This is a genomic window from Pseudomonas sp. TE3895 (genome assembly GCF_056278855.1).
Genome location: NZ_JBWBQE010000001.1, coordinates 290,035 through 309,261, shown reverse-complemented (window position 1 = coordinate 309,261; position 19,227 = coordinate 290,035). Strand labels below are relative to the sequence as shown.

16 protein-coding genes are annotated in these 19,227 nt (G+C 63.0%); 13 read left to right on the top strand and 3 right to left on the bottom strand.

Annotated features, from left to right (window positions below):
• Positions 1-33: 33 nt before the first annotated feature.
• On the bottom strand, positions 34-1,098 hold the full coding sequence (queG, locus tag ACZ889_RS01395) for a tRNA epoxyqueuosine(34) reductase QueG (protein ID WP_054889011.1): 1,065 nt from the start codon (positions 1,096-1,098) through the stop codon (positions 34-36).
• 65 nt (positions 1,099-1,163) lie between these two features.
• On the opposite strand from queG, the gene ACZ889_RS01390 reads away from it, so the two are divergent.
• The 13 genes from ACZ889_RS01390 to ACZ889_RS01330 all read left to right on the top strand — a co-directional run bounded on the left by ACZ889_RS01390 (position 1,164) and on the right by ACZ889_RS01330 (position 16,357).
• Positions 1,164-2,024 carry an NAD(P)H-hydrate dehydratase gene (locus ACZ889_RS01390; protein ID WP_003249520.1) on the top strand — a complete coding sequence of 287 codons (861 nt, stop codon included), beginning with the start codon at positions 1,164-1,166 and terminating at the stop codon, positions 2,022-2,024.
• Entirely contained in the window at positions 2,012-2,485 is a 474-nt protein-coding gene (gene tsaE / locus ACZ889_RS01385; RefSeq protein ID WP_003249523.1) for a tRNA (adenosine(37)-N6)-threonylcarbamoyltransferase complex ATPase subunit type 1 TsaE, read from the top strand. The genes ACZ889_RS01390 and tsaE overlap by 13 nt, the downstream gene beginning before the upstream one ends.
• A gap of 11 nt (positions 2,486-2,496) precedes the next feature.
• The gene (locus tag ACZ889_RS01380) at positions 2,497-3,927 is read left to right on the top strand and encodes an N-acetylmuramoyl-L-alanine amidase (protein ID WP_003249525.1); all 1,431 of its coding nucleotides are present in this window, start codon (positions 2,497-2,499) and stop codon (positions 3,925-3,927) included.
• Positions 3,927-5,825, top strand: coding sequence for a DNA mismatch repair endonuclease MutL (gene mutL, locus ACZ889_RS01375; protein WP_004577531.1), 1,899 nt, complete (start codon positions 3,927-3,929; stop codon positions 5,823-5,825). Before ACZ889_RS01380 ends, mutL begins: the two co-directional genes overlap by 1 nt.
• Before the next feature lies 1 nt (position 5,826).
• Positions 5,827-6,798 carry a tRNA (adenosine(37)-N6)-dimethylallyltransferase MiaA gene (miaA, locus tag ACZ889_RS01370; RefSeq protein WP_392493145.1) on the top strand — a complete coding sequence of 324 codons (972 nt, stop codon included), beginning with the start codon at positions 5,827-5,829 and terminating at the stop codon, positions 6,796-6,798.
• Between the two features lie 94 nt (positions 6,799-6,892).
• Positions 6,893-7,153: an RNA chaperone Hfq gene (gene hfq / locus ACZ889_RS01365; protein ID WP_003249532.1), complete on the top strand. Its 261-nt coding sequence runs from the start codon at positions 6,893-6,895 to the stop codon at positions 7,151-7,153.
• A 12-nt stretch (positions 7,154-7,165) separates the two neighbouring features.
• A complete protein-coding gene (gene hflX / locus ACZ889_RS01360; protein WP_003249534.1) occupies positions 7,166-8,467 on the top strand; it encodes a ribosome rescue GTPase HflX in 1,302 nt (433 codons plus the stop codon).
• A 96-nt stretch (positions 8,468-8,563) separates the two neighbouring features.
• Positions 8,564-9,745 (top strand): FtsH protease activity modulator HflK, encoded by a 1,182-nt coding sequence (hflK, locus tag ACZ889_RS01355; protein WP_003249536.1) that lies wholly within the window; start codon positions 8,564-8,566, stop codon positions 9,743-9,745.
• Positions 9,745-10,614, top strand: coding sequence for a protease modulator HflC (gene hflC, locus ACZ889_RS01350; RefSeq protein WP_003249538.1), 870 nt, complete (start codon positions 9,745-9,747; stop codon positions 10,612-10,614). The genes hflK and hflC overlap by 1 nt, the downstream gene beginning before the upstream one ends.
• A 301-nt stretch (positions 10,615-10,915) precedes the next feature.
• Complete coding sequence (locus ACZ889_RS01345; protein ID WP_003249540.1) at positions 10,916-12,103, top strand: ATP phosphoribosyltransferase regulatory subunit; 1,188 nt, start codon at positions 10,916-10,918, stop codon at positions 12,101-12,103.
• A 56-nt stretch (positions 12,104-12,159) separates the two neighbouring features.
• A complete protein-coding gene (locus ACZ889_RS01340; RefSeq protein ID WP_003249542.1) occupies positions 12,160-13,452 on the top strand; it encodes an adenylosuccinate synthase in 1,293 nt (430 codons plus the stop codon).
• A 328-nt stretch (positions 13,453-13,780) separates the two neighbouring features.
• Complete coding sequence (locus ACZ889_RS01335; RefSeq protein WP_180689175.1) at positions 13,781-15,715, top strand: methyl-accepting chemotaxis protein; 1,935 nt, start codon at positions 13,781-13,783, stop codon at positions 15,713-15,715.
• A 174-nt stretch (positions 15,716-15,889) separates the two neighbouring features.
• A complete protein-coding gene (locus ACZ889_RS01330) occupies positions 15,890-16,357 on the top strand; it encodes a DUF2867 domain-containing protein (RefSeq protein ID WP_180689176.1) in 468 nt (155 codons plus the stop codon).
• Positions 16,358-16,439: 82 nt separating this feature from the next.
• On the opposite strand, the gene ACZ889_RS01325 is transcribed toward ACZ889_RS01330, so the two are convergent.
• Both ACZ889_RS01325 and ACZ889_RS01320 read right to left on the bottom strand, forming a co-directional pair.
• Positions 16,440-18,005 (bottom strand): ABC transporter permease, encoded by a 1,566-nt coding sequence (locus tag ACZ889_RS01325; protein ID WP_476257133.1) that lies wholly within the window; start codon positions 18,003-18,005, stop codon positions 16,440-16,442.
• Positions 18,005-19,018 carry an extracellular solute-binding protein gene (locus ACZ889_RS01320; RefSeq protein WP_476257132.1) on the bottom strand — a complete coding sequence of 338 codons (1,014 nt, stop codon included), beginning with the start codon at positions 19,016-19,018 and terminating at the stop codon, positions 18,005-18,007. Before ACZ889_RS01320 ends, ACZ889_RS01325 begins: the two co-directional genes overlap by 1 nt.
• Between the last annotated feature and the right edge of the window lie 209 nt (positions 19,019-19,227).

Genomic DNA, 19,227 nt, shown 5'->3' with positions numbered 1-19,227 from the left:
GCGGGTGAACCCGCTCCTACAAAGATTGTGTGGCTAGGAAATGTCGTGTCGGGCCAGCGCCCACTCCACATGCTCGCGCACCAATTCCGATTCATCGTCACGCCGGGCCTTCAGCGCTTCGATCACCGGAATCGTGGAGGGCGCATTGCCCAACCCCACCGCCAGGTTGCGCAAGAACCGCTCGTACCCCGCCCGCCGCAAAGGCCCGCCCTCGGTCTTGCGCAGGAAGGTGCGTTCATCCCACAGGAACATCGCCGCCAGGTCGGTATTTTCCAGCCCGTGCCGTGGCTGGAAATCCTGCTCCTGGCTGTGCTTGGCAAAGCGGTTCCAGGGGCAGACGATCTGGCAGTCGTCGCAACCGAACACCCGGTTGCCCATCTTTGCGCGTAACTCGACAGGGATCGCGCCCCTCAGCTCGATGGTCAGGTACGAGATGCAGCGTCGCGCATCCAGCACATAGGGCCCGACAAACGCTTGTGTCGGGCAGATGTCCAGGCAGGCCTGGCAACGCCCGCAGTGCTCGCTGGTGGTGGCTTCGTCCACCGGCAACGGCAGGTCGACGAACAGTTCGGCAAGGAAGAAGTAGCTACCCGCCTTGCGGTTGAGCAATAGCGTGTTCTTGCCGATCCAGCCCAGCCCAGCCTGTTCGGCCAGGGCTTTTTCCAGTACCGGGGCGCTGTCCACAAAGGCGCGGTAGCCGAACGGGCCGATGGCTTCCTGGATGCGGTCGGCGAGGAACTGCACGCGCTTGCGCACCAGCTTGTGGTAGTCCCGGCCAAGCGCGTAGCGTGACACGTAGGCCTTCTCGGGCTGGGCAAGGCGCTGCGCCATCTGCGTGTCGCCGGGCAGGTAGTCCATACGTAGCGAGACCACGCGTACCGTGCCGGGGATCAGCTGGTCGGGATGTGACCTTTTGCTGCCGTGGGCGCCCAGGTATTCCATTTCACCCTGATAACCGGCGTCGAGCCAACGCTGCAGGTGGTGTTCGTGTTCGCCAAGGTCGACCCCGGCGATGCCAACATGGGCAAAACCGAGTTCCTGGCCCCAAATCTTGATCGATTGGGCCAGTTGGGCGAGGTCAGGTATAGAGGCGGACATGGATGGGCAAGGCAATACGGGCTCAGGTGCGTATAATTCTGCCAGACATTGGAGCCTTTGACCCCATGCCGCAGACCAAACACCCCAGTAATGCCCCACAATTGCTCAGCAGCGTGACGGTTGCCCGCCTGCCGGCGCGGCAGGCGCATGCCCACAAAGGCGACTTTGGCCATGTACTGGTGGTCGGTGGCGACCTGGGTACCGGAGGCGCTGTGTTGCTCAGTGCCGAAGCCGCCCTGCGTTGCGGCGCCGGGCTGGTCAGCGTGGCAACCCGGCCCGAGCACGTGTCGGCCAGCCTGGCGCGCCTGCCCGAGGTCATGTGCCTGGGTGTCCGTTCGGCCAACCAACTGATGGGTGTGCTGGAGCGCGCCTCGGTCCTGGTGGTCGGGCCCGGCCTGGGGCAGGCGGCGTGGGGCTGCAGCCTGTTGTCGGCGGTGGCCAACGCCGAGCGGCCGCAAGTGTGGGATGCCGATGCCTTGAATTTGCTGGCGCGAACCCCGCTGGCCCTGCCCAGTGGCAGCATCCTTACTCCGCACCCGGGGGAGGCGGCGCGGCTGCTGGGCATTGCCACTGAGGCCGTGCAGGCCGACCGCCCTGGCGCTGCGCGCAAGCTGGCGCGGCGTTATAACAGCGTCTGTGTACTCAAAGGGGCTGGCACACTGGTGGCAGCCCCGAGCGGGCAGCTGGCGTTGTGCGAGCGCGGGCACCCGGCGATGGCCGGCGCCGGCCTGGGCGATGTGCTGACTGGCGTGCTGGCAGCCCTGTTGGCCCAAGGCCTGGATGCCTGGGGCGCAGCCTGCCTGGGGGTGTGGCTGCACGCCTGTGCCGGCGAGCGCCTTGGGAAAAAAGGTAGAGGCCTGGCGGCCAGTGATCTGGCGCCGGTCATTCGTGAGTTGTTGGAGGAGCATTCTGCGTGTCTGGCTTAAATCTGTTTCTGGCCGATGAAGAGGCCACGGTCAAATTCGGTGCAGCACTGGCCGAGGTGACCGGCGGTCGCGGCGTGATTTTCCTAGAGGGCGACCTGGGCGCGGGTAAAACAACCCTGTCGCGTGGCCTGATCCGCGGTCTGGGCCATACTGGGGCTGTGAAAAGCCCGACGTTCACCGTGGTCGAACCCTATGAAATCGGCGAGGTCCGAGCCTTTCACTTCGACCTGTATCGCCTGGTCGACCCGGAGGAGCTTGAGTTCATGGGCATTCGTGACTATTTCGAGGGCGACCCGCTGTGCCTGTTCGAATGGCCACAAAAGGGTGCGGGCGTTTTGCCAAAGCCTGACCTGACCATTACCATAAGCCCCCAAGCGAGTGGACGCTCGCTGAACCTTTCGCCGCAGGGGGCTCGCGGCGAGGCCTGGTGCGTGGCACTGGCCGAACACTATAAACAGTAAGTGGGGTAGGTATGCGCATACGCGCACTGGTCGCCATCGTTGGGCTGCTGCTGACAACGGTGACCGTTGAGGCTCTGGCCGTCACTCAAGTCAAGAGCATGCGCCTGTGGCGCGCACCGGACAACACGCGGCTGGTCTTCGACCTGTCTGGCCCCGTGCAGCATAGTGTCTTCACCCTGAGCGCACCCGATCGCCTGGTCATCGACATCAATGGCGCAACACTGGCCGCGCCACTGAATGTGGCCACCTCCAACACGCCGATAAGCAGTGTGCGTTCGGCTCAGCGTACGCCAACCGACCTTCGGGTTGTGGTCGACCTGAAAAAGTCGGTTACCCCGAAAAGCTTCACCCTGGCGCCCAACGCACAGTACGGCAACCGCTTGGTGGTCGACCTGTATGACCAGGAGGCTGACGCTATCGCGGCCAGCACGCCGCCACCTGCGCCGGCCCCGGTACAAACGCCTGCGACAACGCCCGCGGTGCCAGTGACGCCGACCCAGCCGGCGATCAAGCTGCCACCGGTACCCAGTGGCAAGCGTGACATCGTGGTTGCCATCGATGCCGGGCACGGCGGCGAAGACCCTGGCGCTTCCGGCTCGCGTGGCCAGCACGAAAAAGACATCGTGTTGCAGATCGCCAAGGAGCTGCAGCGTCAGATCAACAGCGAAAAAGGTTTCCGTGCAGAGCTGACCCGCACCGGTGATTACTTCATTCCGCTGCGCAAGCGTACGGAAATCGCCCGCAAGAAAGGCGCCGACCTGTTCATTTCGATTCACGCCGACGCGGCCCCGTCGCGCGCAGCCTTTGGCGCCTCGGTGTTCGCCCTATCCGATCGTGGCGCCACCTCCGAGACGGCGCGCTGGCTGGCCGACACGGAAAACCGTTCTGACCTGATCGGTGGTGCGGGTAATGTCAGCCTCGACGACAAGGACCGCATGCTCGCGGGCGTGCTGCTTGATCTGTCGATGACCGCTACGCTCAGCTCCAGCCTCAACGTGGGGCAAAAGGTATTGGGCAACATGGGGCGTGTCACTTCGTTGCACAAGCAGCGTGTGGAACAGGCCGGGTTCATGGTGCTGAAGTCGCCGGATATTCCGTCGATCCTCGTTGAAACCGGGTTCATCTCGAACAACAACGAAGCAGCCAAACTGGCCTCCTCCAGCCACCAGCAGGCGCTGGCCCGGTCGATCCGCACTGGGGTGCACCAGTACTTCCAGCAGAACCCGCCACCTGGCACCTACATCGCCTGGTTGCGTGACACCGGCAAGATCGCCGCCGGCCCGCGTGAACACACCGTGCGCCCTGGCGAAACCCTGGCGATGCTCGCCGTGCGTTACCAGGTCAGCGTGGCCAGCCTGCGCAGCATCAACAGCCTGAAGACCGATGAGCTGAAGGTTGGCCAGCGCCTCGATGTACCCGCCACAACCTTGGCCGCGCAATGATGAGTGGCGGTTCGCGAATTCAGCTGCTCAGCCCGCGGCTGGCCAACCAGATTGCCGCCGGCGAGGTTGTCGAGCGGCCGGCATCTGTGGCCAAGGAACTGCTGGAAAACAGCCTGGACTCCGGTGCCCGGCGCATCGATATCGAAGTCGAGCAAGGCGGCGTCAAACTGCTGAAGGTGCGGGACGATGGCAGCGGTATTTCTGCCGACGACCTGCCGCTGGCCCTGGCCCGACATGCCACCAGCAAGATCCGCGAGCTGGAAGACCTTGAAGGGGTATTGAGCCTGGGCTTCCGTGGCGAGGCCTTGGCCTCGATCAGTTCGGTGGCGCGCCTGACCCTGACCTCGCGTACCGCCAGTGCCAGTGAGGCCTGGCAAGTAGAAACCGAAGGCCGCGACATGACGCCGCGGGTGCAGCCGGCGGCGCACCCGGTCGGTACTTCGGTGGAAGTGCGCGATTTGTTCTTCAATACCCCGGCCAGGCGCAAGTTCCTCAAAGCCGAGAAAACCGAATTCGATCACTTGCAGGAAGTGATCCGGCGGCTGGCGCTGGCCCGTTTCGATGTCGGCTTCCACCTGCGCCACAATGGCAAGAGCATCCTCAGCCTGCACGAGGCCCACGACGAAACCGCCCGTGCACGGCGGGTGGGTGCCATCTGCGGCCCGGGCTTCATGGAGCAGGCACTGCCGATCGACGTCGAGCGCAACGGCCTGCGCCTATGGGGCTGGGTCGGCTTGCCGACGTTCTCGCGCAGCCAGGCAGACCTGCAGTACTTCTTCGTCAATGGCCGGGCAGTGCGCGACAAACTGGTCGCCCATGCCGTGCGTCAGGCCTACCGGGACGTGCTGTTCAACGGCCGCCACCCCACGTTCGTGCTGTTCCTGGAGCTGGAGCCCAACGGCGTCGATGTGAACGTGCACCCAACCAAGCATGAAGTACGGTTCCGTGAAGGGCGCTCGGTGCATGACTTCCTGTATGGCACCTTGCACCGTGCCTTGGCCGATGTACGTCCGGAAGACCAGCTGGCCGCACCTGCTGCCGTACCTGAGCTGGTTCGCCCCACCGGCCAGCAGGCCGGTGAGTTCGGGCCCCAGGGTGAAATGCGCCTGGCCTCGCCGGTGCTTGAACAGCCTCGAGCCCCGCAACAGTCGTTTTCCAATGGTGGCAGTGGCGCCGGTTACCAGTATCAATACACCCCACGTCCCTCACAGCCGCTGCCGGCCGCAGAGGCACAGGCGGTGTATCGCGAGTTCTATAAGCCGCTGGAAACCGGTGCTGCGCCTGCGACGGCACTGCCCGAAAGCCAAGGCGACATTCCCCCGCTAGGCTATGCCCTGGCGCAGCTCAAGGGTATCTACATCCTGGCCGAGAATGCTGTTGGCCTGGTGCTGGTGGACATGCACGCCGCCCACGAGCGGATAATGTACGAGCGCCTCAAGGTGGCCATGGCCAGCGAGGGCCTGAGTGGCCAGCCGCTGCTGGTGCCGGAAACCTTGGCCCTTAGCCAGCGTGAAGCCGACTGTGCCGAAGAGCATGCACAGTGGTTTCAGCGGCTGGGCTTCGAATTGCAGCGCCTGGGCCCTGAGACCCTGGCGATTCGCCAGATCCCGGCCTTGCTCAAGCAGGCTGAAGCCAACCGCCTGGTGCAGGACGTGCTTGCCGACCTTATGGAGTACGGCACCAGTGATCGCATTCAGGCGCACCTCAACGAACTGCTCGGTACCATGGCCTGCCACGGTGCCGTGCGCGCCAACCGGCGCCTGGCAATTCCCGAGATGAACGCCCTGCTGCGCGACATGGAAAACACCGAGCGCAGCGGCCAGTGCAACCATGGCCGTCCTACCTGGACCCAGATGGGCCTGGACGATCTGGACAAACTTTTCCTGCGCGGTCGATGAAATGAGCGGCAAGCCCCCTGCAATATTCCTGATGGGTCCGACGGCGGCCGGCAAGACCGACCTTGCCATCGAACTGACCACGGTGCTGCCGTGTGAACTGATCAGCGTCGATTCGGCACTTGTCTACCGTGGCATGGATATCGGTTCGGCCAAGCCGTCGAAAGAAATCCTCGCTGCTCACCCGCACCGGCTGATCGACATTCGCGACCCGGCCCAGAGCTATTCTGCCGCGCAGTTCCGTGCCGACGCGCTGGAGGCCATGGCCGAGATCACCGCGCGCGGCAAGATCCCGCTGCTGGTCGGCGGCACCATGCTCTATTACAAGGCGTTGATCGATGGCCTGGCCGACATGCCGGCCGCCGATGCGACGGTGCGCGCCGAGCTGGAAGCGCAGGCTGAAGCCCTGGGCCTGGCCGAGCTGCACCGCCAGTTGGCTGAAGTTGACCCGGAGTCCGCGGCACGTATCCACCCCAATGACCCGCAGCGGCTGATCCGGGCATTGGAGGTATACCGGGTGAGCGGCGAGAGCATGACAGCTCATCGTCGGCGTCAATTCGCGGAAAGTCGCGGCGCAGACGCAGGCGCCGGCGGACATTTGCCCTATACTGTCGCCAGTTTGGCGATTGCTCCTACAGATCGTCACATTTTGCATCAGCGAATTGCGTTACGATTTTCGCAGATGCTGGAACAGGGCTTCGTTGACGAGGTCCGATCGCTGCGAGCCAGAAGTGACTTGCACGCCGGGCTGCCGTCTATACGGGCAGTGGGTTATCGGCAAGTGTGGGATTACCTGGATGGCAAGCTGACTGAGAATGAGATGCGTGAACGCGGTATCATTGCTACCCGGCAGCTGGCCAAGCGGCAGTTCACCTGGTTGCGTGGCTGGCCTGACGTGCACTGGCTTGACAGCCTGGCCTGCGACAATCTGTCCCGCACCTTGAAATACCTTGGGGCCATCTCCATATTGAGCTGAGTCCCTGCTGATTGCCGTCTATTCTTGCGAAGGGGCGGCCTAATTTATCGTTTTTATTGATTTTCTATTATTTATCCTTACAGGAGTGCGGCATATGTCAAAAGGGCATTCGCTACAAGACCCTTACTTGAATACCTTGAGAAAAGAAAAGGTCCCGGTATCCATTTACCTGGTCAACGGTATCAAACTGCAGGGCTCGATCGAATCGTTCGACCAGTTCGTGGTATTGCTGAAGAACACCGTCAGCCAGATGGTCTACAAGCACGCCATCTCGACCGTAGTTCCGGCCCGTCCGGTCCGCCTGCCAAGCCCGACCGACAGCGAGCACGGCGACAGCGAGCCAGGCAACGCCTGATAGGAGCCTGCATTGTTCTTTGAGCGCCACGGTGGTGGTGAGCGGGCGTTGCTCGTTCACTTGGAAGGTCAGAACCCTGAGGCGCGCGAAGACCCGCAGGAGTTTCAGGAGTTGGCATTGTCGGCCGGTGCCGACATCGTCTCGCTGGTCACGGTGACAAGGCATCAGCCTTCCGCCAAATACCTGATTGGCAGTGGCAAGGTCGAAGAGCTGCACGACCTGGTCCATGCCGAACAGGTAGACCTGGTGATTTTCAATCACACCCTCACGCCCAGTCAGGAGCGCAACCTTGAACGTGTGTTCGAGTGTCGTGTGCTCGACCGTACCGGGCTGATCCTCGATATCTTCGCCCAACGGGCGCGTACCCATGAAGGCAAGCTGCAGGTCGAACTGGCCCAGCTGGAGCACATGAGCACGCGGCTGGTGCGCGGCTGGACTCACCTTGAGCGACAAAAAGGTGGTATCGGCCTGCGCGGCCCGGGTGAAACCCAGCTGGAAACCGACCGCCGCCTGTTGCGGGTGCGTATACGCCAGATCAAGTCGCGCCTGGAGAAAGTGCGCAGCCAGCGTGAGCAGGCGCGTCGCGGGCGCAAGCGCGCGGATATCCCCTCGGTGTCGCTGGTGGGTTATACCAACGCCGGCAAGTCCACGCTGTTCAACGCCCTGACCGAATCCGAGGTGTATGCCGCGGACCAGTTGTTCGCCACCCTTGACCCGACCTTGCGCCGGCTCGAGCTCAACGACCTGGGGCCGATCGTGCTGGCCGACACCGTAGGCTTCATTCGCCACTTGCCGCACAAGCTGGTCGAGGCATTTCGGGCTACGCTCGAAGAGTCGAGCAACTCCGACCTGTTGCTGCATGTGATCGACGCCCATGAGCCAGAGCGCATGGAGCAGATCGAGCAGGTGCTGGCGGTGTTGGGTGAGATTGGTGCCGAGGGGTTGCCGATCCTGGAGGTGTACAACAAACTCGACTTGCTCGAAGATGTCGAGCCACAGATCCAGCGCAATGCCGATGGCAAGCCGGAACGGGTCTGGGTATCGGCACGCGATGGGCGTGGCCTGGAGCTGGTTGGCCAGGCGGTTGCCGAGTTGCTGGGGGATGATCTGTTTGTCGGTACCCTGTGCCTGGAGCAGCGTTTTGCCCGCTTGCGCGCGCAATTCTTTGCCCTGGGTGCCGTGCAGAGTGAAGAGCATGATGAAGAAGGGCGCAGCCTGCTGAGCGTGCGACTGCCCATGGTCGAACTGAATCGCCTGGTCAGCCGCGAAGGCATGGAGCCGCAAGTGTTTGTCCAGCAACACACTTTGCAATAAATGCTCGTCGAGGTCGCCGGGCAGCAGTGACAGGCATTCTGTAGCATTGGACGGCGCGCCGTGGGCGCGTCTTTGCTTTATCAGATGGAGAGCGCTATGGCTTGGAACGAGCCGGGTGGCAACTCGAACAATCAGGATCCCTGGGGCGGCCGCCGCGGTGGCGGTGGCGGCGGTGGTGACAAGAAAGGTCCACCGGATCTGGACGAGGCCTTCCGCAAACTGCAGGACAGCCTGAATGGCATGTTCGGCGGCAGCAAGAAACGTGGCGGCGGTGATCGCAATGTCGGCAAGGGCGGTGGCCTGGGCCTGCTGGGCATCGGCCTGGCGGTGCTGGCTGCAATCTGGCTGTACAGCGCCGTGTATGTGGTCGACGAGCAGGAGCAGGCGGTTGTGTTGCGCTTCGGCAAGTACTATGAGACGGTCGGTCCCGGCCTGAACATCTACTTCCCGCCGATTGATCGCAAGTACATGGAAAACGTCACGCGTGAGCGTGCCTACACCAAGCAGGGCCAGATGCTGACCGAAGACGAGAACATCGTCGAGGTGCCGCTGACCGTCCAGTACAAGATCAGCAACCTGCAGGACTTCGTGCTCAACGTCGACCAGCCTGAGGTGAGCTTGCAGCACGCGACCGACAGCGCCCTGCGCCACGTGGTGGGTTCCACTTCGATGGACCAGGTGTTGACCGAAGGTCGTGAGCAGATGGCCGTGGATATCCGCGAACGCCTGCAGCGCTTCCTCGACAACTACCGCACCGGTATCACCGTTACCCAGGTCAACGTACAGAGCGCGGCAGCCCCGCGTGAAGTGCAGGAAGCCTTCGACGACGTGATCCGCGCCCGCGAAGACGAGCAGCGTGCCCGCAACCAGGCCGAGTCCTATGCCAATGGCGTGGTGCCGGAAGCCCGTGGTCAGGCCCAGCGCATCATCGAGGATGCCAATGGTTACCGCGACGAAGTCATTGCCCGCGCCAAGGGTGAGGCAGACCGCTTCACCAAGCTGCTTGCCGAGTACCGCAAGGCACCTGACGTAACCCGTGAGCGTCTGTATCTGGAGACCATGCAAGAGGTCTACAGCAACTCGAGCAAGGTCATGGTGGCAACCAAGGACGGGCAGAGCAACCTGCTCTACCTGCCGCTGGACAAGATGGTCGAAGGCAGCCGCAAGCCGTCCGTGCCAACCACCAGCGCGTCGCCATCGGCTAACGATGCGGCCGCTCGTGCCGCGCAGGACATGCAACAGCAACAGCAGCCGCTGCGTACTAGGGAGAGCCGCTGATGAGCAATAGATCGCTGATCGCCCTGATCGCCGCCGTGGTCCTGGCCATTGTGGCCTGGAACAGCTTCTACATCGTGTCCCAGACCGAGCGGGCGGTACTGCTGCGTTTCGGTAAGGTGGTCCAGGCGGATGTTCAGCCAGGCCTGCACGTAAAGATTCCGTACGTGAACCAGGTGCGCAGGTTCGACGCCCGGCTGATGACACTCGACGCGCCTACCCAGCGGTTCCTGACCCTGGAAAAGAAAGCGGTGATGGTCGACGCCTACGCCAAGTGGCGCGTCAAGGACGCTGAACGCTTCTACACCGCCACGTCCGGCATGAAGCAGATCGCCGACGAGCGTCTGTCGCGTCGTCTGGAAAGTGGCCTGCGCGACCAGTTCGGTAAACGTACCCTGCACGAAGTGGTTTCCGGTGAACGTGATGCACTGATGGCTGACATCACTGCATCGCTGAACCGCATGGCGAGCAAGGAACTGGGCATCGAGGTGGTCGACGTGCGCGTCAAGGCCATCGACCTGCCGAAGGAAGTCAACCGCAGCGTGTTCGACCGCATGAGCACCGAGCGTGAGCGTGAAGCCCGCGAGCACCGTGCCAAGGGTAACGAGCTGGCTGAGGGTATCCGTGCCGATGCCGACCGTCAGCGCCGTGTGCTGCTGGCCGAGGCTTATCGCGAAGCAGAAGAAACCCGTGGTGATGGCGATGCCCAAGCGGCCGCTATCTATGCCAAGGCTTACAGCCAGGACGCTGATTTCTATGCGTTCCACCGTAGCCTGCAGGCATACCGCGAGAGCTTCTCGAGCAAGAGCGACGTGATGGTCCTGGACCCGAAGAACGAATTCTTCCGTTACCTGGACAAGAGCAGACCGTGATGCTCAGGCCCTGATTTTCATGCAGCGGCACCCCGCCTGGCAGCTAATGCACCAGGCGGGGTGCATCCTGAATGAAAAGGGGTGTATGATGAGGCAGCCGGGAAATTTCCCGGCTTTTTTGCGTCTGCAAGGTTGATTGGCACAGCGCCGGTTGACAGTTTGGTCAGCTCGCAAGGCAATTTGAGGGTGTCGGGTACGGTGGCTGCGCTGGGATCAGTGCTGCCCGCTGCTGTGCGCGATACCGGCTTTTCTGACGGTTTGCCTGCTGGCAAGCCGCCCGGACCAGAGGGGAAATGGCGTAATGGCAACGGTAGACCGCTGGCTGCTGCCAGATGGCATCGAGGAAGTACTGCCACCTGAGGCTGCGCGCATCGAAATCGCGCGCCGCCAGGTGTTGGACCTGTTCCAGAGTTGGGGCTACGAACTGGTCGTCACCCCGCATATCGAGTACCTGGAGTCGCTGCTTACCGGCGCCGGCCAGGACCTGGATCAGCGCACCTTCAAGGTAGTGGACCCGCAGTCCGGCCGCCTGATGGGCTTCCGCGCCGACTTCACCCCGCAGGTAGCGCGTATCGATGCGCACACACTGCGCCGTGAGGGCCCGAGCCGCCTGTGCTATGCCGGCAGCGTGCTGCACGCCCAGCCGCGTGCCCTGTCCACCTCGCGCAGCCCGATCCAGCTGGGTGCCGAGCTGTACGGCGATGCCAGCCCTACCAGCGACGTCGAAGTCATCAGCCTGATGCTCGCCACGCTGCAACTGGCCGATGTGCCGGATGTGCACATGGACCTGGGCCACGTCGGTATTTACCGCGGCCTGGCCCGTGCCGCCGGCCTGTCTGGCGCGGTCGAACAGCAGCTGTTCGACGCCATGCAACGCAAGGCTGTCGATGAAGTGCAGGCGCTGACCGCCGACCTGCCGAAAGACCTGGGCAACATGCTGCGCGCCCTGGTCGAGCTGTGCGGTGGTCGTGAAGTACTGGCTGAAGCCCGCGTGCGCCTCGGTCGCGCCCCGGCCAGCGTGCTGGCGGCGCTGGACGACCTGCTGGCGATCGCTGATCGCCTGGCGTCGCGCTACCCGGACCTGCCGCTGTACTTCGACCTCGGCGAGCTGCGTGGTTACCACTATCACACGGGCGTGGTGTTCGCCGTGTTCGTGCCAGGCGAAGGCCAATCGATCGCCCAGGGCGGGCGCTACGACGATATCGGCGCCGACTTTGGCCGGGCGCGCCCGGCCACTGGTTTCTCCACGGATTTGAAGACCCTGGTCACACTGGGGCGAGCGGAGGTCGTATTGCCAACTGGCGGCATCTGGATGCCGGACAGTGGCGATGCGGCCCTCTGGCAGCAAGTCTGCCAGTTGCGCAACGAGGGCCAGCGTGTGGTTCAGGCTCTGCCTGGCCAGCCGTTGAGTGCTGCTCTCGAGGCGGATTGTGATCGGCAATTGATTCAGCAAGACGGGCGCTGGCAGGTTCTGCCGCTGGCCCAGTGAGTTTCTGCGTCGGCAACAGGCCGGCAACCAAGTTTGCGTGAATGAGGACCAATGTAATGGGTAAGAATGTCGTCGTCCTGGGCACCCAGTGGGGTGATGAGGGCAAAGGCAAGATCGTCGATCTGCTGACCGAACATGCTGCCGCCGTAGTGCGCTACCAGGGTGGCCACAATGCGGGTCACACCCTGGTGATCAACGGTGAAAAGACCGTTCTGCACCTGATTCCGTCCGGCATCCTGCGTGAAGGCGTACAGTGCCTGATCGGTAACGGCGTGGTCGTTGCCCCGGATGCACTGATGCGTGAAATCACCAAGCTGGAAGAGAAAGGCGTACCGGTGCGCGAGCGCCTGCGCATTTCCCCGGCTGCGCCGCTGATCCTGTCGTACCATGTGGCCCTGGATCAGGCCCGCGAAAAAGCCCGTGGCGAAGCCAAGATCGGCACCACCGGCCGTGGTATCGGCCCAGCTTACGAAGACAAGGTGGCACGTCGCGGCCTGCGTGTGGGTGATCTGTTCCACCGCGAGCGTTTCGCTGCCAAGCTGGGTGAGCTGCTGGATTACCACAACTTCCAGCTGGTGAACTACTACAAAGAGCCAGCCATCGACTTCCAGCAGACGCTGGACGAGTGCATGGCTTACGCCGAACAGCTCAAGCCGATGATGCTCGACGTCACCGCCGAGCTGCACAACCTGCGTCGCGCCGGCAAGGACATCATGTTCGAAGGCGCCCAGGGCTCGCTGCTGGACATCGACCACGGCACCTACCCGTACGTCACCAGCTCCAACACCACTGCTGGCGGTATTTCCACCGGCTCCGGCGTCGGCCCGATGTACCTCGACTACATCCTCGGCATCACCAAGGCCTACACCACTCGCGTGGGTTCCGGTCCGTTCCCGACCGAACTGTTCGACGAGACCGGTGCTACCCTGGCCAAGCGTGGCCACGAGTTCGGCTCCACCACCGGCCGTGCCCGTCGTTGCGGCTGGTTCGATGCCGTGATCCTGCGTCGCGCCATCGACGTCAACAGCATCTCGGGCATCTGCCTGACCAAGCTGGACGTACTGGACGGCCTGGAAACCATCAACATCTGCGTTGGCTACAAGAACGAGAACGGTGCCGTCATTGACGCGCCTTCCGATGCCGACAGCTACATTGGTCTTGAGCCGGTGTACGAAGAGATGCCAGGCTGGAGCGAGTCGACTCTGGGTGTGAAAACCCTGGAAGAGCTGCCGCAAGCTGCGCGTGACTACATCAAGCGCATCGAAGAGTTGGTTGGCGCGCCGATCGACATCATTTCGACCGGCCCGGACCGCAACGAGACCATCGTGCTGCGTCATCCGTTCGCCTGATCTGCCCTCCAGGCTGATCTGACGCCGCGGCCCTGAGAAGGGCTGCGGCGTTTTCATTTGTGGGTATGCCGGGGCTGGCCAATCCACCGTTGCCGCCGCTACCGTATTCGCGGGTAAACCCGCTCCTACATTGATTGGGTGTGAGTACACATCAGGGGTGGGGCCCAGGCCGTTGTAGGAGCGGGTTCACCCGCGAAAGGGCCGGCACACGAAACCCCATTGCTAGACCTTGGCGCATTTCCCCGCAACCTACGGCACAACCCTTGCTGTAAGAAGTTTCTGTAGATGCCATCAAAATAGTGGCGCCAGAAAACACGAGGGTTACACCGTGTCTGCCATCCTCTCACTGTTACGAAGCCGCCTCTTGCGGCCTGTGTTTGTTGCCCTTGGTATCGCTCTTTTGGTGCAGGTGCTGGTTGCCGTTGCGCTCACCCGAAGCACGGTCACCGCCCTGGAGGCTGACCTTGGCGAGCGACTGGGTAATGACAGTCGCCAACTCGCAAGCGATCTGGAGCAAGCCGGGCAAGATGTGCGCTCTGGGCTCGACGGCCTGTCGAGCAGTACCCGCCAGCGCCTGAGCGCAGGGTTGTCGGAGCGCCTGCAAAGCGAACAGCAGCAACTGCGCAGCACCCTGGAGAAGAACCTCAAGGACTCCGCCAACGACATGGCCGAGCTGCTGGCTTCGGTTGCGCCGCGGGCGATTTGGGACAACGACGTGCCGGTGCTCTCGGATTTCGCACGACGCGCTCAGCGCAACCCGAACGTGCTGTTCGTGGTGTATGACGACGCTCAGGGTCAGCACCTGACGCGCTACCTCAACCGGCAAAACCCGATCAACCAGGCCTTGATGGAAAAGGGTCAGGGCGAGCGTGCGCTGGACAAGGTGATTGATGCTGCCCGGCGTGACCCGGCGGTGTACTTCGTCGAAGCCTCGATCAGCCCCAATGGCACGGAAATCGGTAAGGTGGTGATGGGGGTTTCCACTGCCGGCATCGACCATGAGCTAAAGGCGCTGGACCAGCGCTTCGCGGCGCTGATCGCTAGCGGAGAGCAGTTGGTTGGCGACAGCCTGGTCGGTGCTGCTGCCGATAGCGGTAAGACCCTGCGTGAGCGCCTGGAGAAGGCGCAGAGCAGTGCTGCCGCCATGCAGGCCAATACCGCGCAAACCGTGCGCGATGCCGCTGCAGAGCTGCGCTGGCGTATCGGTCTGGGCCTGGTGCTGGTCGGCCTCGGGGTGCTGGTAGTGGTGGCTTTGGTGCTAGGCCGCCGGGTACTGAGCAAGCTGCGCCTGTTGATTGCCGCTCTCGATGACTTGGCGGCCGGCGAAGGTGACTTGACCAAGCGCGTGCCGCTCGACAGCCGAGATGAAATCGGCGACATGGCCTCGGCAGTGAACCGCTTTGTCGACAAGTTGCAGCCGATTGTGCGCGAGGCGGGTGAAGTGGCGCAGCGCACCGGTGTCGAGATTGGCGCGATGGCCCAGCGTAATGCCGGTGCCGATGCTGCCGCCGCGTTGCAGCGCGACGAAGTAGCGGCGAGCCTGCGCGACCTGTCGAGCATGGCCGACGAAGCCCAGGCCGAAAGCCATGCGATGCAGGCGGCGTTGCAGCAGGTGGTGGATATCCGCCAGGCCACGGATGAAAACAGCCGCACTTCGACCCAACTGGCGGGTTTGATCGAGAACCTGGCCGGGCAGGTGGATGCCGGCTCTCAGGTGATCGAGCGCTTGGCCAAGCAGAGCGAGCAGATCGAAGTGGTGCTGACGGTGATTCACGGGATTGCCGAACAGACCAACCTGTTGGCCTTGAACGCCGCCATCGAGGCGGCCCGTGCTGGCGAAACCGGGCGCGGCTTTGCCGTGGTGGCCGACGAGGTGCGCGCACTGGCGAGCAAGACGCAGAGCTCCACCGGGGATATCCAGGCCCATATCGCTGCGTTGCAGAAGGGCGCCAAGGAAGCCGTGGCCACTATCAGCCAGGCCGGGCTCAAGGCCAGTGAAGGGTTGCTGGTGCTGCGTGACAACGAACGCCGCCAGCAGTCGGTGCAGGCGGCCGTGGAACAGGTGCATGCGGCCATAGGCCTGGCAACGCGGGCGGCCGAACAGCAGGCGAGCGGTGCGCAGGCGGTGCGTGGGCGGGTAGAAACCATTCATGCCCAGGCCGAGCGCTCGGCCGAGGTGGTGATGCAGACTACGGCCAGCAGCAAGGTGCTGGATGAACTGGCAGCGCAGCTGCGAGCCAGCCTGGGCCAGTTCAGGGCCTGACCCGGTTCTTGTAGGAGCGGTTTTGTGTCGCGATGGGCTGCAAAGTAGCCCCGGCAATTCATAGGTTGTCGCCAATACCCAGGGGCTGCCTCGCAGCCCATCGCGACACAAGGCCGCTCCTACAGAGGGCGCTGTTGCTATGATGGCGACGACACATGGCAAAGGGAGTTGTTCATGTCTGCCCAACTAGTCGCCGCCCCGGCCGAGCTGGATTTTCTTCATTGCGACAGCGTGCACATCGCTGCACCCATGACCGCGCTTCAAGCCTACTGCGCGATGACCTCGGATGTCCCCGGCTGGCTGGCCCAGGCGTTCCGCTTGCGCGACTTCATCTCGCGGCGCTTCAACGTCACTGCCATTCACGGTTTCTCATCGCGTAGCCCCGAGCGGGTGCCGGCAGTGGGTGAGCATCTGGACTTTTTCAGGGTCGAGGCCATCAGCGACCAGCAACTGGTCCTGACCTCGCGTGATACGCACCTGGCTGTAATGGTGAGTGTGGATCTAGATGATCAGGGGGAGGGGTGTCAGCGCTTGAGCGTGACCACCTCGGTGCAGTGCTTCAACACCTTCGGCCGGCTTTACATGTTGCCGGTCGGCAAGGCCCATGGGCCAATTGTGCGGCGCATGCTGCGTAACATCTGATGGCCGGCAAGCCCCCACAGGTACAGCGCAGGCCCTGAGTACGGCGCTGTGCTTGTGGAAGCGGGCAAACCCGCGAAGAAGTTCATGCCTTGTTCAGATACATCCGCGTAGTCAGCAAGTAAACCGGCAACCCCGACACCACGATCAGCAACGCAGCATAAGGCGCCGCTGCCGCGAACTCGACGTTGGCTGTGTGTGCCCACACCTCGGTGGCCAAGGTGGTCATGCCGGTCGGGCTGAGCAGCAGGGTAGCCGTCAGCTCTTTCATGGCATCCAGGAACACCAGCGCAAAGGCTGCCGCCATGGCCGGGAAGATGATCGGTAAGGTCACCCGGCAGAACGCGGCAAAGCTGCTCGCGCCAAGCGTGCGCGCGGCTTCTTCCAGCGTCGGCGAAGCCTTGTTCAGCGCGGTGCGCACCGGTGATTGCGCCAACGGCAGGAACAGCAGCGCATAGGCCAACAGCAGCAAGGCCGTGGTCTGGTACAGCGCCGGCACGTAGTGCAGGGCGAAGAACACCAACGTCAGGGCAATCACCAGGCCGGGTAGGGCGTGCAGCAGATAGGGTAGACGCTCGGCCCAAATCGCCAGGCGGCCTTTGTAGCGCACCACCAGGAAGCTGATAGGCAGAGCCAGCAGCACACAGAAGCCGGCACCGCCCAGCGACACCGACAGCGAGGTGAACAACGCCTTCGAGATGGCCGCCACCGGGAATGCCGCCGAAGAACCCACGCTCAGCCAGTAACCGAGCATCGCCAGCGGAATGCCGCTGCCCAGCACCGCCAGGCCCACGCAGAACAGTTGAGCCAGCACCGCCCAGCCGCGCAGCCGCACCGGTTGCGCACGACGCGCTACGCCCTGGCCGATACGTACATGGCGGGCTTTGCCGCGCACCCGCAGTTCCAGCCACAGCATTGCCAGGCACATCGCCAGCAGCACGGCAGACAGCATGGCCGCGTTGGCGTTGCTGAACTCCAGTTCGAACTGCTGGTAGATCGCCGTGGTAAAGGTTTGCAGGCCGAGGATCGACAATGCGCCAAACTCCACCAGCATATGCAGGGCAATCAGTAGCGCACCGCCGAGCATCGACGGCCACAGCAGTGGCAGGGTGACTTTGCTGAACACCCCCCAGCGGCTGCAACCCAGGGTGCGTGCCGACTCCTCCAGCGACGTGTCGAGGTTGCGCAGGGTCGCGGCAACGGGCAGGAACACCAGCGGGTATTTGGACAGGGCCATGACCATGATCGCGCCGCCCAGGCCTTCAAAGTCCGAACTTAGCGACACCCAGGTGAAGCTGCTGACGAACGACGGCACGGCGAATGGCAGGCACAGCACCACACCCCACAACCGGCGGCCGGCCAGGTTGCTGCGCTCCAGCAGCCAGGCCAGTGCCAGGCCGACCACCATGCAGGTCAGCGTCACCCCGACCATCAGCATCAGGGTGTTGCGCATCAGCCCCCAGACAAAGGGCCGCCACAGCAGGTGCAAAGCTTCGCGCCAGCCGGCTTCCCAGGCTTTGATGGCGACATAAGCCAGTGGCAGCAAGCTCATTGCCACAAGGAACAGCACAGGCAGCACTACCCAGACGGAAGGGCGCTTGCGGCGCGGTACGAAGCGTACCGGCACCGGTTCGGACAGGGCGGCAGTCATCAGAGCAGGCCGACCTCACGCTCAAGTTCGATGGCTTCCTCGGCATTGCCCAGGTCAGCTGGCGAGATCTTCGGCGGGCGCAGCTCGTCGAACGGTTTCAGGCCGCGGTCAGAAACCATGCCCTTGTGCAGCGGGTACTCGGCGGTGGTCTGGGTGATCACGCGCTGGCCTTCCTCGCTGGCCATCCAGTTGAGCAGGGCCTGGGCTTCTTTCGGGTGTTTGCTGGCCTTGACCACGGCTGCGCCGGAGATAGTGACCAGGTTGCCAGCATCGCCGTCGGCCAGGTAGTAGAGCTTGGTGTCCAGCTTGCCGCGTTCGCGTTCAAGCGCGTACCAGTAGTAGTTGTTAACCAGTACCGCAGCCACTTCACCTTTTTCCACGGCTTTGAGGGCGACCATGTTGTTGGTGTAGGTCTTGCCGAAGGCTTTCAAGCCAGTCAACCATTCTTCGGTGGCTTCACGCCCGTGCATCTTCAGAATGGCCACGGCCTGCTCCTGGAACGCACCGCTGGTAGGGACGTAGCCGACGCGGCCTTCCCACTCAGGGTTGGCGAAGTCCATCACCGTGGTTGGCAGGTCTTTCTCGTCGACTTTCTTCGGGTTGTACACCACGATGCGCGTACGGGCAGTGATACCCATCCAGGTGCCGTTGGCGCCAACGTACTCCTTGGGCATCATGTTCAACGTGGCGTCGTCAATCTTGGCCAGCAGGCCCAGCTCGCCCAGGTTGTTCAGGGGCGGGGACTCTTCGGTGTAGATGATGTCGGCCGGCGAACGGTCGCCTTCCTCGATGATCTGGCTGGCCAGCTGGTTGCTGCTGCCTTTGCGGATGTCGATGTGAATGCCGGTCTTGGCCTCATAGGCCTTGGCAATGGCTTCGCCGATTTCCTTGTGCTGACCGTTGTACATGGTCAGCGTGACCGGTGCGTCTGCCATGGCGGCCGGAGCGCCGATGACCAGGCTCAGCACTGCGGCGGCCAGGGTACGCATCAGCGGTTGCGGGCGGATCGTCATGCGGGTACTTCCTCGCTTACGGCTACATATTTGGAAACAATGGTAAACGAAATTGTTTCTCAAGTGGCCGGGTGACGAGAAATTCATGGTCAGACCATGGTGCAAGGAGGGGGGGCTGGGCGTGTGTTGCCTGTACGGGCCTCTTCGCGGGTGAACCCGCTCCTACGACGTGCGCGTATCGGGGGGGAGGGGGCACAAAAAACGCAGGC